The organism is Actinophytocola gossypii, assembly GCF_025165815.1.
GTDB classification, from domain to species: domain Bacteria; phylum Actinomycetota; class Actinomycetes; order Mycobacteriales; family Pseudonocardiaceae; genus Actinophytocola; species Actinophytocola gossypii.
Genome location: NZ_JAFFZE010000016.1, coordinates 1 through 12,565 on the forward strand (window position 1 = coordinate 1; position 12,565 = coordinate 12,565).

Annotated in this window: 17 protein-coding genes; 8 read left to right on the plus strand and 9 right to left on the minus strand. The window is 70.8% G+C overall.

Going from position 1 to position 12,565, the window contains the following annotated elements; translation table 11 throughout:
* The first annotated feature begins 152 nt into the window (after positions 1-152).
* Positions 153-644, plus strand: coding sequence for a GNAT family N-acetyltransferase (locus JT362_RS21160; RefSeq protein ID WP_260193250.1), 492 nt, complete (start codon positions 153-155; stop codon positions 642-644).
* On the opposite strand, the gene JT362_RS21165 is transcribed toward JT362_RS21160, so the two are convergent.
* Positions 638-991, minus strand: a complete 354-nt coding sequence (locus JT362_RS21165) for a DoxX family protein (RefSeq protein ID WP_260193252.1) — start codon at positions 989-991, stop codon at positions 638-640. The two genes, JT362_RS21160 and JT362_RS21165, sit on opposite strands and share 7 nt — an antisense overlap.
* 4 nt (positions 992-995) lie before the next feature.
* A complete protein-coding gene (locus JT362_RS21170; RefSeq protein WP_260193254.1) occupies positions 996-1,298 on the minus strand; it encodes a hypothetical protein in 303 nt (100 codons plus the stop codon).
* Between the two features lie 76 nt (positions 1,299-1,374).
* On the opposite strand from JT362_RS21170, the gene JT362_RS21175 reads away from it, so the two are divergent.
* A complete protein-coding gene (locus tag JT362_RS21175; protein WP_260193255.1) occupies positions 1,375-2,247 on the plus strand; it encodes a sigma-70 family RNA polymerase sigma factor in 873 nt (290 codons plus the stop codon).
* A gap of 46 nt (positions 2,248-2,293) precedes the next feature.
* Here JT362_RS21175 and abmR read toward each other — a convergent pair whose 3' ends face one another.
* The 4 genes from abmR to mca form a co-directional block, all read right to left on the minus strand.
* The gene (gene abmR / locus JT362_RS21180) at positions 2,294-2,887 is read right to left on the minus strand and encodes an ATP-binding transcription factor AbmR (RefSeq protein WP_260193256.1); all 594 of its coding nucleotides are present in this window, start codon (positions 2,885-2,887) and stop codon (positions 2,294-2,296) included.
* Between the two features lie 76 nt (positions 2,888-2,963).
* Positions 2,964-5,003: a thioredoxin domain-containing protein gene (locus JT362_RS21185; RefSeq protein WP_260193257.1), complete on the minus strand. Its 2,040-nt coding sequence runs from the start codon at positions 5,001-5,003 to the stop codon at positions 2,964-2,966.
* A 28-nt stretch (positions 5,004-5,031) separates the two neighbouring features.
* Positions 5,032-5,322, minus strand: coding sequence for a hypothetical protein (locus tag JT362_RS21190; RefSeq protein ID WP_375546539.1), 291 nt, complete (start codon positions 5,320-5,322; stop codon positions 5,032-5,034).
* Positions 5,319-6,200: a mycothiol conjugate amidase Mca gene (gene mca, locus JT362_RS21195; RefSeq protein ID WP_260193258.1), complete on the minus strand. Its 882-nt coding sequence runs from the start codon at positions 6,198-6,200 to the stop codon at positions 5,319-5,321. Before mca ends, JT362_RS21190 begins: the two co-directional genes overlap by 4 nt.
* 126 nt (positions 6,201-6,326) lie before the next feature.
* Between mca and JT362_RS21200 the strand changes: the two genes are divergently transcribed.
* Complete coding sequence (locus JT362_RS21200) at positions 6,327-6,767, plus strand: DUF4307 domain-containing protein (RefSeq protein ID WP_260193259.1); 441 nt, start codon at positions 6,327-6,329, stop codon at positions 6,765-6,767.
* Between the two features lie 179 nt (positions 6,768-6,946).
* On the plus strand, positions 6,947-7,441 hold the full coding sequence (gene greA / locus JT362_RS21205) for a transcription elongation factor GreA (protein WP_260193260.1): 495 nt from the start codon (positions 6,947-6,949) through the stop codon (positions 7,439-7,441).
* 52 nt (positions 7,442-7,493) lie between these two features.
* Here the strand turns inward: greA and JT362_RS21210 are convergent, their stop codons facing one another.
* On the minus strand, positions 7,494-7,970 hold the full coding sequence (locus JT362_RS21210) for an Lrp/AsnC family transcriptional regulator (protein WP_260193262.1): 477 nt from the start codon (positions 7,968-7,970) through the stop codon (positions 7,494-7,496).
* A gap of 133 nt (positions 7,971-8,103) precedes the next feature.
* Between JT362_RS21210 and hppD the strand changes: the two genes are divergently transcribed.
* Complete coding sequence (gene hppD / locus JT362_RS21215; protein WP_260193263.1) at positions 8,104-9,291, plus strand: 4-hydroxyphenylpyruvate dioxygenase; 1,188 nt, start codon at positions 8,104-8,106, stop codon at positions 9,289-9,291.
* A 61-nt stretch (positions 9,292-9,352) separates the two neighbouring features.
* On the opposite strand, the gene JT362_RS21220 is transcribed toward hppD, so the two are convergent.
* Positions 9,353-10,150 (minus strand): alpha/beta fold hydrolase, encoded by a 798-nt coding sequence (locus tag JT362_RS21220; RefSeq protein ID WP_260193264.1) that lies wholly within the window; start codon positions 10,148-10,150, stop codon positions 9,353-9,355.
* A 189-nt stretch (positions 10,151-10,339) separates the two neighbouring features.
* Here JT362_RS21220 and JT362_RS21225 point away from each other — a divergent pair, with 189 nt between their 5' ends.
* Positions 10,340-10,555: a hypothetical protein gene (locus JT362_RS21225; RefSeq protein WP_375546540.1), complete on the plus strand. Its 216-nt coding sequence runs from the start codon at positions 10,340-10,342 to the stop codon at positions 10,553-10,555.
* A 4-nt stretch (positions 10,556-10,559) separates the two neighbouring features.
* Here the strand turns inward: JT362_RS21225 and JT362_RS21230 are convergent, their stop codons facing one another.
* Positions 10,560-11,717: a cystathionine gamma-synthase gene (locus tag JT362_RS21230; RefSeq protein WP_260193266.1), complete on the minus strand. Its 1,158-nt coding sequence runs from the start codon at positions 11,715-11,717 to the stop codon at positions 10,560-10,562.
* A gap of 109 nt (positions 11,718-11,826) precedes the next feature.
* Between JT362_RS21230 and JT362_RS21235 the strand changes: the two genes are divergently transcribed.
* Both JT362_RS21235 and JT362_RS21240 read left to right on the plus strand, forming a co-directional pair.
* Positions 11,827-12,096, plus strand: coding sequence for a type II toxin-antitoxin system Phd/YefM family antitoxin (locus tag JT362_RS21235; RefSeq protein ID WP_260193267.1), 270 nt, complete (start codon positions 11,827-11,829; stop codon positions 12,094-12,096).
* The gene (locus tag JT362_RS21240) at positions 12,086-12,520 is read left to right on the plus strand and encodes a type II toxin-antitoxin system VapC family toxin (RefSeq protein ID WP_260193268.1); all 435 of its coding nucleotides are present in this window, start codon (positions 12,086-12,088) and stop codon (positions 12,518-12,520) included. The genes JT362_RS21235 and JT362_RS21240 overlap by 11 nt, the downstream gene beginning before the upstream one ends.
* Positions 12,521-12,565 lie beyond the last annotated feature (45 nt).

A 12,565-nucleotide genomic window follows, 5' to 3' on the forward strand; every position in this document is an offset into this window, starting at 1 on the left:
TAGACCCCACCGGCACAGGCCGCGCCCGATGGACGATGCGCTGGAAACCCGTTCTCAACGCCTTCGCCATCACGTTCGGTGACCGCTGGCCGGGAGCTGACACCTATTGATCAACAACGCCGGAAACACCGATTATGGGATAGACCCTCAGGGTGGAGCGGCTTCGGGTGGATCATGCGGGCGCGTTGCTCGCGTTCGAGCGGAAGAACCGGGGCTACTTCGCTGCTTCCGTGCCTGATCGGGGAGACGCTTACTTCGCTCGGTTCGAGGAGCGGCATCGGGAGTTGATCGCGGAGCAGGAGGCCGGGGGGATCCACTTTCACCTCGTCGTGGGGGATGGGGGCGAGGTGTTGGGGCGGGTGAATCTGGTCGACGTCGCGGACGGGGCGGCTGAGTTGGGGTTCCGGGTCGCGGAGAAGGTGGCTGGGCGGGGGGTCGCTACGGCGGCGGTACGGGAGGTGTGCGGGCTCGCTGTCGCGGAGTACGGGTTGCGCACCTTGCGTGCGTCGGCGGCGGTGGAGAACGTGGGGTCGCGGGCGGTGTTGGCTCGGGTCGGGTTCGTGCCCACCGGCGAGGAGGTACTGCTCAGCGGGAAGCGGGGGCTTCGGTTCGTACTCTCGTTGCCGGTGGGCGGGTCTCAGTAGGTGGTCAGGGCGAGGGTCAGGCTGGCGGCGGCCAGCAGCCAGTACGTGCCGGGGAAGGCGATGTTGTGGAAGACCCTTGCTCGCACGTGGGCGATCAGGGCGCCGGTGAAGAACAGGGTCAGGCCAACCGCCGCGGCTATGCCCAGTACGCGGATGCCCAGTAGGCCCACCAGCAGGCCCAGCGCACCGGCGGCTTTGAGGGCGGCCAGCATGGGGAGCCACGTTCGGGGGACGTTCACCTCGGCCGAGTTGGCCAGGACGAAACGCGCGCCGCGTAAATCAGCCACGGCGATGGCGGCGTTGGCGATGATGGTCAGCACCGTGACGACCACGTAGGTGGCGAACACGCGGTCAGCCCAGCATGCGGTAGTCGTTGAGGACACGCAGGGGTTTGGGAGCCGGGTCGGTGAGGGACCAGGCGGCCAGCCGCTCGCGGAAACGGGCCGCTCGCGGGATGGCCGGCAGGGGGTTCCGCGTGCCGTCGGCCAGGTGCAGGAGTAGTTCGAACTCCGGCTGGTCGGGGTGGCGGGTCGCGAGGTAACGGATGCCGGTGGGTGACTCCTCGTGGATGGCGGCGAACAGGTCCGCCACCGACTCCTCGACCTCTTTGGCCTGTTCGGGGCGGGTGGTGAAGCGGACGATTGCTAGGGTCATGGGAGTGGTTCTCCTCGTGAGTCGATGTGACCGGGTCGCGTCGGTATGACGATTCGCGAGTGGAGAAGGTGACCGGATGAGCACTGACCTGGCCGTGCGGTTCGAGGCCGATCGGGAGCAACTGCGGGGCGTCGCGTTTCGCATTCTCGGGTCGCTCGACGACGCGGACGACGCGGTTCAGCGGGCCTGGTTGAAGGCCAGCCGGGACGATCGGCGCGATGTGCGGAACCTGACGGGGTGGCTCACCACGGTGACGGCGCGGGAGTGTCTCGACGTTCTGCGGAGCCGGAAGCGGCGGGGGGAGGTGGCGCTGGCCGACGACGAGCGCGCGGCCGATCCTGCGCCGTCGGCCGAGGAGGAGGTCGTGCTCGCCGAGTCGGTCGGGCGGGCGATGCTCGTCGTGTTGGAGCGGCTCGTGCCTGCCGAGCGGGTGGCGTTCGTGCTGCACGACGTGTTCGCGGTGCCGTTCGACGAGATCGGTGCCATCGTGGGGCGGTCACCGGTGGCGGCGAAGAAGCTCGCCAGCCGCGCGCGGGGGAAGGTGCGTGGCGGCGAGGCGAGCGGGCGGCTCGACGAGCAGCGGCGGCTCGCGGCGGCGTTCCTGACCGCCGCGCGCGGTGGGGACGTGCGGGGGCTGGCGGCGGTGCTGGCGCCCGACGTCGTTCGGCGGGCCGACGCGGTGGCGGTACCGGCCGGGGTACCGGGGGAGATTCGGGGCGTGGACGCCGTGGTGGGCGAGACGGTGACGCTCGCGGCGCGGGCCAGGGCGGCCGAGTTGGCGCTGATCGACGGGGGCATCGGCTTCGTCGTCGCGCCGCGGGGGCGGTTGGTGCTGGCGGTCGTTCTCAGCTATGCGAACGGGCGGATCGGGGGTTACGACGTCGTCGGCGATCCGGATCGGCTGGCGCGGCTCACGATTCGCCTGCCGGAGGAGGCCGGGAACGCGTGATCGCCGCGTTCGGGCGTTGGGCCGAACGCGGCGATCGAACGGGTGATTACAGCTCGGGGCCCTTGGTGCGGAGGTCGTCGACCTTGGTCATGGCCTGGCGGAGTTCGGTCAGCCACTCCTCGGCGTGTTCGCCGACGAGGCGGACGGCCCACGCCAGCGCCTCGGAGCGGGACCTGGCGACGCCGGCGTCGACCAGGGTGTCCAGGATCAGGCGCTCCTCCTGGCGGAGGCGGGTCATCACCGGGACCGACAGTGTCGTGAACAGCTCCTCCGTGTCGCCGACCTTGGCGCCCCACGCGACCTTGCGGCCGTAGCGGTGCTCGGCCTGCCTGGCGATCTCGATGCGCTCCTCGCGGGTCTCCTCGCGGAAGCGGCTGATCCGGCCCGACTCGGCCGCGGCGCGAGCCGCGTCGTCGGCGAACTCACCCTCCAGGGCCGGCAGTTGGCCGACGATGGTGATCTCCTCGCGGTCGACCACCACCATCGGGGGTTCGGTGAACCAGGCCTCTGGCAGGCGGCCGGTGAACCAGGCCGACGCGTCATCCGCCGACGGGAGATCGGCGCTCCGGCCTCGGCCCTTGCCTCCCGGACCGCCCCAGCCTCGGCCCGGGCCGCCCCAGCGGTGTCCTCGTGGTCCCATCTGAAACTCCACCCCACATCGTCCGAACATCGCAGCCTCCAGGGGGCTGGATTACATGATTACGTCACTACTGAGGTTACGTGAGATCACGGCGTTCGGGTGTTCGCTGGGAGTGAAGGGCCTGGAGGAGGTCGGCCACCTCGGTCACGGGGCGGTCGCAGACGTAGCCGTGGCAGACGTAGGCCGCGGGGACGCCGTCGACGAGGGGGCGGTCGGCCAGCAACGGGGTGGCGTCGGGGGCGCCGGCTACGACCACCGCACCGCCCGGGGCGTGGCGGGTGGCGGCTTCGACGAGGGCTTCGTGGCGGGGATCGCCGGCTCGGCCCACCACGGCTACCTGGATCGGGCCGGCGGCGACCGCCTCGGCCACGGAGAGCCAGTGGCCGGCGAACCTGGGGGCGCGCTCGGCGAGCAGGCCCGCGCGGGACACGGCCTGTTCGGCGTGGGCGCGGTAGCGGGCGGCGCGGTCGGGGCCGACCAGGGCGGACGCGGTGAGCAGGGCGGACGCGGTGGCCGACGCGCCGGACGGGCTGGCGTTGTCGCTCGGGTCGGACGGGCGCCAGACCAGGGCGGCGGCGTCGTCGGCGGTGTCGTGGAACGCGCCTTCGGCCGACGGGTCGGTGAAGTGGGCGAGGGCGGTGTCGAGCAGGGCGGTGGCCGACTCGAGCCAGCGGGGGTCGGCGGTGGCCTGGTGCAGGGCGAGCAGGCCCTCGGCCAGGCAGCCGTAGTCCTCGAGGACGCCCGCGGCATCGCCCACCACACCGTCGCGGGACGCTCGGCGGAGGCGGCCGTCGACCAGGTGCAGGGACGTCACGAGGTCGGCGGCGGCGACGGCGGCGTCGATCCAGCGGGGCTCGGCGAGCGCGACGCCCGCGCGGGCGAGGGCGGCGATGGCCAGGCCGTTCCAGGCGGTCACCACCTTGTCGTCGCGGCCGGGCTGGGGGCGTTGGTCGCGGGCGGCCAGCAGGGACTCGCGGACGCGGGCCCAGCGGGCGGGGACCTCGGGCTCGCGGAGCATGCGCAGGGTCGAGGTGCCGTGCTCGAACGTCCCCGACTGGGTGACACCCAGCAGCTCCGCCGCCCACGGGCCGTCGTCGGGGCCGAGGACGTCGGTGAGCTGGGCGGGGGTCCAGGCGTAGGTGGCGCCCTCGACGCCGTCGGTGTCGGCGTCCAGGGACGCGGCGAAGCCGCCCTCGGGCGTACGCAGGCGGCGCAGGAGGAACTCGGCGACCCCGGTGGCGACCTCGCGGTGGCGCGGCGAGCGGGTGCGCAGCGCCAGGTGCGCGTAGACGCCGAGCAGCAGGGCGTTGTCGTACAGCATCTTCTCGAAGTGCGGGACCACCCACGCGGCATCCACGCTGTACCGGGCGAAGCCGCCGTCGAGCTGGTCGTGGATGCCGCCGGCGGCCATCGCGTCCGCCGTGCCCGTCGCGATGGAGAGGGCCTCGACCGAGCCGGTGCGTTCATGGTGGCGCAGCAGGAACTCCAGCACCATCGACGGCGGGAACTTCGGTGCGGCGCCGAAACCGCCGTGGCGACGGTCGTACTCGCCGAGCATGGCCGCTGCGGCGCCGTCCAGGGACGCGGCGTCGACCGGGGACGCGGGGAGGGCGGCGGTCTGCTTGGCCAGCTCGGCGACGATCCGGCCGCTCGCGTCGCGGACCTCGTCGTCGCGGTCGGACCAGGCCTCGGCGACGGCCTCGAGCAGCTGGCGGAACGACGGGTGGCCGGCGCGCGGGGCGGGCGGGTAGTAGGTGCCGCAGTGGAACGGGGCGCCGTCGGGGGTGAGGAAGCAGGTCATCGGCCAGCCGCCGTGGCCGGTCATCGCCTGGGTGGCGGTCATGTAGACGGCGTCGACGTCGGGGCGTTCCTCGCGGTCGACCTTGATGTTGACGAAGCCCGCGTTCATCACGGCGGCGATCTCGTCGTCCTCGAACGACTCGTGCGCCATCACGTGGCACCAGTGGCAGGCCGCGTAGCCGACGGACAGCAGGATCGGCACGTCGCGGCGCCGCGCCTCGGCGAACGCCTCGTCCGACCACGGCCACCAGTCGACCGGGTTCTCGGCGTGTTGCAGCAGGTAGGGGCTCGTCGCGTGCGCCAGCCGGTTCGCCATGCCCCCAGCCTCCCAGACGGGCGGCGGGCTAGCTCTTCGCGGAGCCGGACTCCCCGTTCTCGGCGGGTTCGGACTTCTCGTCAGGCTCGGGGTCCGGCTTGTCGAAACTCTCCGGGATGCGCTTGAGGTGCTTGGTCATCGAACGCACCAGGAACGCCACCGCCACGAAGAACAGCAGGATGACCAGCAGGCCGACCGGTGAGGACTTGCCGAAGTCCTCACCGCGGCCGCCCGGCTCCTCCTCGGTGGGCGGCGGCTGGGCGACCAGGGCCACCGTGTCGGCCACGGCGGCCTGGTCGAACCCCGGCAACAACGTCACGCACGCACCTTTTCACTGATGCCCGAGAACAGGTCGTCCTCCGGCAGGGTCGTGTCCACGAGGGACCGCACCAGCTCGTACTCCTCGTGCGGCCACACGTCCCGCTGCACCTCCAGCGGCACGGCGAACCACCGGCTGTCCGGGTCGATCTGCGTCGCGTGGGCGAGCAGCGCGGCGTCCCTCTGCTCGAAGTATTCCGCACATTCGATCCGGGTCGTCACGCGGCTCGCGACATCGCCCCGTGAGGAGTCCCAGTTCGCCAGCCACTCGGTGTACGGCGACTCCATGCCGCGGGCCAGCAGCGCCCCGTGCATGGCCTCGATCTTCGCCCGGGAGAAGCCGTGCGAGTAGTACAGCTTCAGCGGCGTCCACACCTCGCCGGCCTCCGGGTAGAGGTCCGGGTCGCCCGCGGCGTCGAAGGCCGCCACCGAGACCTCGTGGCAGCGGATGTGGTCGGGGTGCGGATAACCGCCGTTCTCGTCGTAGGTGATCACGACGTGCGGCTTGAACTCACGCATGGCCCGGACCAGCGGCGGTACCGACTCCTCGAGCGGAACGAGCGCGAAGCAGCCCTCCGGCAGCGGCGGCGGCGGGTCGCCCTCCGGGAAGCCGGAGTCGACGAAGCCGAGCCACTGGTGCGAGATGCCCAGGATCTCCGCGGCCCGCGCCATCTCCTTGCGCCGGTACTCGTCCATGTTCTCCAGCACGTCCGGGCGGTCCATCGCGGGGTTGAGGATGCTCCCCCGCTCGCCTCCGGTGCAGGTCACGACCATGACCTCGTGCCCCTCGGCCACGTACCGCGCCATGGTCGCCGCGCCCTTGCTTGACTCGTCGTCCGGGTGCGCGTGCACCGCCATCAGCCTCAGCTTCTCGCCCACGATCCCAGTCCTCTCACCCCGGAAAGACCCCGCCGCTCGCTTGTCGGATACTCGACTCGGTTGTACGAACCACGCCTGGCGGGTCCATTGTTCCCGCCGGGCCCGACAATCCGGATGGAGGCCAGCGTGAGCGCGCCTACCGGTACCAAGCTGGAGGACCGGTACGGCACTCGACCGCGCACCACCTCCCGCCGCACCCGCTGGCTGCTCGGCGCCCTCGCGGTCGCGCTGGGCGTGGCGGTCGCCTGGATCGGCTACGCCAACCTGGGCTCGGCGCCCATCGAGACGCAAGCGTCGACGTTCGAGAACCTGCCGGACGACGCGATGCGGTTCACCTTCGAGATCAGCCGGGACACGCCCGAGCGCGCGGTGGTGTGCATCGTGCGGGTGCGGGTGCTCGACGGGAGCGAGGGCGGCCGCAAGGAGGTCCTGGTTCCGCCGGGAGCGGAGTCCACGCGGGTGACGACCGTCATCCACAGCACGGACGAGCCGGTCACGGCCGATGTGTTCGGTTGCTCATACCAGGTTCCGCCATACCTGTCCACGGACCTGCCGCCATCAGAGTGAACTAGGAGAGACACGCCACCAAACTGCACAAATCGGACATGGCACACCAGGCTTTCGTGATAGCCTGTCGTACCTGCACGGCCCCAGCGGGGGCCGTGTTTTTCCGTTCCGGGTGAACGCCGCCGCCCGGGAACTACCGGCCCGAATCCGCGGGACCCGGAAGTATTAGCGAGGAGTTGGTGACCGTGAGCGACACCCAGGTGACCTGGCTGACCCAGGAGGCCTACAACCGGCTCAAGCAGGAGCTAGACGAGCTCGTTGACAATCGCCCGGTTATCGCCGCGAAGATCAACGCGAGCCGCGAGGAGGGTGACCTCAAGGAGAACGGGGGGTACCACGCGGCCCGCGAGGAGCAGGGACAGGCCGAGGCGCGCATCCGCCACCTGCAGGAACTGCTGCGCAACGCGAAGGTCGGCGAGGCGCCGGCGAACGACGGGCTGGCCGAGCCCGGCATGGTGCTCACCATCCGGTACGAGGGTGACGACGAGACCGAGAAGTTCCTGCTGGCGACCCGCGAGGAGGGCGCCGAGGGCAAGCTGGAGGTCTACTCCCCCGAGTCCCCGCTCGGCAGGGCGCTGATGGGCGCCAAGGAGGGCGACACCCGCTCCTACGAGCTGCCCAACGGCAACACCCAGAAGGTGACGCTGGTCAAGGCCGTGCCGTACGCGGGCTGAACCACGATCTTTCGCGGCGTGAATGGGCCCATTTCCGCAGGGGAAATGGGCCTCATTTCATCTGCCGGATCACCCGTTCGAGCAACGGCCGGACCCGTGGCGGGACGGGCGTCGACAACGCGATCGAGGTCGACGTGCGGCGTACCCACCGCACGTCGACCACCTCGTCGATGACCCGTTGCAGGTCGGCGTTCGACCGGGCCACCATGCGCACCAGCAGGTCACCCTCGCCGGTGGTCGCGTGCACCTCGCACACCTCGTCGATCGCGGCGAGCCGCCTGGCCACCTCGGTACGCCTGCCCTGGGCGATCTCCAGCACGGCGAACGCGGTCAACCCGTAGCCGATCGCGGCCAGGTCCACGTCCGGCGGGAAGCCGCGCAGCGCTCCCCGCTGCTCCAGGCGGTCCATCCTGGCCTGCACGGTGCCGCGGGCGACCCCGAGCCGCCGGGAACACTCCAGCACGCCGAGCCGCGGCTCGTCGGACAGCAACAGCAGCAACCTGGCGTCCAGGGCATCCAGCTCACTCACCCGGACAGAATGCCGCATCACGCGCGTACATCCCAGCCGTCTACTGGTCAGATTGTCCAGTGAACGAGAGGACGGTTGCGCAGACTGCCGGACGGCACCGATCCTGCGAGTACCGCAAGCAGGGAGGTGACCCATGACCGGCACCCTCGGTCAGGACAAGCAGCTCGATGACGTGACTCTGGACCAGCTGCGCCAGCTCGTCGGGTTGGTGGAGCACGACGAGTCGAAGGACCCGTTCCCGGTCCGCGCCATGGACGCGGTGGTGTTCGTGGCCGGCAACGCCACCCAGACCGCGTGGTTCTACCAGGTCGCGTTCGGCATGCGGCTGGTCGCGTACTCGGGCCCGGAGACCGGCAACCGGGACCACAAGTCGTTCGTGCTGAAGTCCGGCTCGGCCCGGTTCGTGATCAACGGCGGCGTCGCCCCGGACAGCCCGCTGCACGACCACCACCGCAAGCACGGCGACGGCGTGGTCGACCTGGCGCTCGAGGTCGCCGACGTGGACCGGTGCGTCGAGCACGCCCGCGCGCAGGGCGCCACCGTGCTGGAGGAGCCGAACGACGTCTCCGACGAGAACGGCACGATCCGGCGCGCGGCCATCGCCACCTACGGCGAGACCAGGCACACGCTGATCGACCGCTCCCGCTACACCGGCCCCTACCTGCCGGGTTACGTGGCCAAGGAGTCCACGATCCCGGCGCGCAAGCGGGTGTTCCAGGCCATCGACCACTGCGTCGGCAACGTCGAGCTCGGGCGGATGGACTACTGGGTCGAGTTCTACAACCGGGTGATGGGCTTCGTGAACATGGCGGAGTTCGTCGGCGACGACATCGCCACCGAGTACTCGGCGCTGATGAGCAAGGTCGTCTCCAACGGCAACCACCGGGTGAAGTTCCCGCTCAACGAGCCCGCGGTGGCGAAGAAGAAGTCGCAGATCGACGAGTACCTGGAGTTCTACGACGGCGCCGGCTGCCAGCACATCGCGCTGGCCACGAACGACATCATCGCCACGGTGAACACCATGCGCGAGGCGGGTGTGGAGTTCCTGGACACCCCCGACTCGTACTACGACGACCCGGAGCTCCGCGCGCGGATCGGCGAGGTGCGGGTGCCGATCGAGGTGCTCAAGGAGCACCGGATCCTGGTGGACCGGGACGAGGACGGCTACCTGCTGCAGATCTTCACCAAGCCCATCGGCGACCGGCCGACGGTGTTCTACGAGCTGATCGAGCGGCACGGCTCGCTGGGCTTCGGCAAGGGCAACTTCAAGGCCCTGTTCGAGGCCATCGAGCGCGAACAGGACCGACGCGGGAACCTCTGAACCACTGCCCTGAAGGTCACCTTCGCGACGCCCAACGTCTCGAAGGTGACCTTCAGGGCTTTCACGCGTCCAGGAACGCCGGAACGATCGTGAGCAGCAGGTCGGCGCGCTGCGAGGTGCCGATGTGCGTGGTGCCCGGCAGGACGGCCAGCTGCGACTCGGGCAGGCCGACGATGTCGCCGTTCACGCCGCCGCCGAAGGCGCGGAACATCTCGACCGCGTGCTCGGGGCGGAAGATGTCCGAGTCGCCCACGACGGTCAGCACCGGGCAACCCATCGCGGCGATCGCCGACGCCGGCACGTCGGGCGTGTTCCGGACCAGGTCCCTGACCTTCTCGGCCAGCGTCCCGAAGCCCTCGGGGTGGGGCGAGAGCCGCAGGTACTCCTCGTGGAACGGGGAGCCGTGCAGCAGCTCGGGCGACAGCTGGTCCATGGCCTCCAGGTGACCGGGGTGGTAGCCGCCGTTGTCGATCGACGACGACTGCAGCACCAGCTTGCGCACCTTCTCCGGGTGGGCGAGACCGACGTGCAGCGCGACGGAACCGCCCATGCTGTAACCCCAGACGTCGGCCACCTGGACGTCGAGCTCGTCGAGGAGCGCGGCGACGTCGTCGGCCAGCTGCTCCATGCGCAGTGGGCGGTCGACGTCGGCGGTGTGGCCGTGGCCCTGCAGCTCGACCGAGATGACCTGGCGGGTGGCGGCCAGCGGGGCGAGCAGCGCGCCCCACGAGGTGCCGGTGGCGGAGAACGCGCCGTGGATCAGCACGACCGGCGGCCGGCCGTCCGGCTCGCCGTGCGTCTCGTAGTACATCCGCAGGCCGTTGACGTCGGCATAGCTGCTGGTGACGGTGCTGGTCATGGCTTGGCTCCCGGTCGTTCGGTGGTTCCTGGTTCACCGACGCGTCGGACGGGCATCCCACGGATCGACAGCGCTCGGCGGGAATTCCGCGAAGCCGGGTATTCTCGAACGCAAGCAGCGTGTGGATGGGGAACAGCGATGGCCGTTGGGTCTCGAGTCGCGGGAGTGCTCCCGCTAGCCGGTGCGTCGTTGGCCGCCGTGGCACTGGCCGGTGCTGCCGTGTACACCGTCGCGCAGGCGTCGTGCACCGACCCAGGCCGCTACGTCCGGCACGACGACGGCACGGTGGAGCTCGTCGGCAGCTGCGTCGACCCGGCGCACCTGCCGAAGAAGCACAAGTACGACCACGACCGTGACCAGGAGCCAGTCGAGCCCGCGGTGAACGACCTGGTCAAGGCGCCGTAGCGGGTCAGCCCAGGGCCTGGAGCAGGTCGCCGACGAGGTCGGTGCCGTCCTCGATGCCCACCGACAGGCGGACGACGTCGGCCGGCACCTGCAGCGGCGAGCCGGTGGTGCTGGCGTGGGTCATCCGGCCGGGGTGCTCGATGAGCGACTCGACGCCGCCGAGCGACTCGCCGAGGATGAACAGCTTCGTGTTGGCGGCGACCGCGAGCGCGGCCTCCTCACCGCCCTCGACCGCGAACGAGACCATCCCGCCGAACCGGCGCATCTGCTTGGCGGCGACCTCGTGGCCGGGGTGGCCGGGCAGGCCCGGGTAGTACACCTTGCGCACCTTCGGGTGGCCGACCAGCGCCTCGACCACGCGCTCGGCGTTGTCGCTGTGCCGCTCCATGCGCAGGCCGAGGGTCTTCGCGCCGCGCAGGGTCAGCCAGGCGTCGAACGGGCCGGGCACCGCGCCGACCGAGTTGCGCAGGAAGCCGAACTGCTCGTGCAGCTCGTCGTCGGAGGTGATCAGCGCGCCGCCGACGACGTCGGAGTGGCCGCCGAGGTACTTGGTGGTGGAGTGCAGCACGACGTCGGCGCCGAGGCCGAGCGGCGACTGCAGGTAGGGCGTGGCGAACGTGTTGTCGACGACCAGGCGGGCGCCGGCGACCGCGGCGACCTGGGCCAGCGCGGCGATGTCGGCGATGCCGAGCAGCGGGTTGGTCGGCGTCTCGCACCAGATGACCCTGGTGTTCGGCCGGACCGCGGCCCGCGCGGCGTCGACGTCGGCGAGGTCGACGGTGGTGTACTCGACGCCCCAGAGCGACAGGACCTTGTCGAGCAGGCGGAACGTGCCGCCGTAGGCGTCGCCGCCGAGGACGATGTGGTCGCCCGGCCGGGTCATGGCCCGCAGCGCGACGTCCGCGGCGGCCATCCCGGAGGCGAACGCGAGCGCGTGCCGGCCGCCCTCGAGGGAGGCGAGCGCCTCCTCCAGCGCGGACCGGGTGGGGTTGGCGGTGCGCGAGTACTCGTACCCGCCCTCGCGCAGCCCGCCGACCCCGTCCTGGGCGAACGTGGAGGTGGCGTAGATCGGCACGATGACCGAACCGGTCCGCGGATCAGGCCGCTGACCAGCGTGGATGGCCCTGGTCTCGAATCCCCATCGACTCGTGTCGTCTGCCATGCGCCCAGGGTACGTGCACCGGCTCAAGCGTTCAGCATGTGGGAAGCAGCGCCGGCGCCCTCCGGTGCCACCTTGTGCTACCGCGTGGCGCGCTGTCATCATGACAAGCATGGCGGTCGAGGATCGGGAGATCACTCAACGGGACCTGCGCAGCAGATCGGCCGAGATCATGGACGCCGTCGAACACGGCGGTGAGTTCACCGTGACCCGCAACGGTCACCCGATCGGGCGGCTGGTGCCCATGCCCGCACGCCGCACCGTCACCCGGGAGCAGTTCGCCGCCTCGTCCGCCAACGCCCCGCTCGTCGATGCCGAACGATTCCGTGCCGACCTCGACGAGGCGGCCGACAACGCCTTCCGCGACCCGTATGAACAGTGACCGTGCGGGCCTCGTCGACACGAACATCCTGATCCTGCGGGCGAGCCTGGACCACACCCGGCTGCCGGACGTGGTGTCGATCAGTGCGGTGTCGCTCGCCGAGCTGTCCGCGGGCCCGCACCACACGGACGACCCAATGGAGCGGGCCCGTCGGCTCGAGGTGCTGCAACGCGTGGAGTCCGAGTTCGACGCGCTGCCGTTCGACGCCAATGCCGCGCGCGCGTTCGGGGTGGTGTCGGCGGCGGTGCTCACCGCCGGGCGGACGACACGTCGGAGACTGGCGGACCTGATGATCGCCAGTGTCGCGATGGGCAACCGACTGCCGCTGTACACGACCAACCCACGGGACTTCCTGGGACTCGAGGGCTTGTTGGCGATTCGCCCGGTTCCCGTGGTCACCGGCCCGCTGAGCACGGCCCGCTGAACGAGCGAGACGCCGGCGGGCTGGGCCCACCGGCGTCTCGGGGTC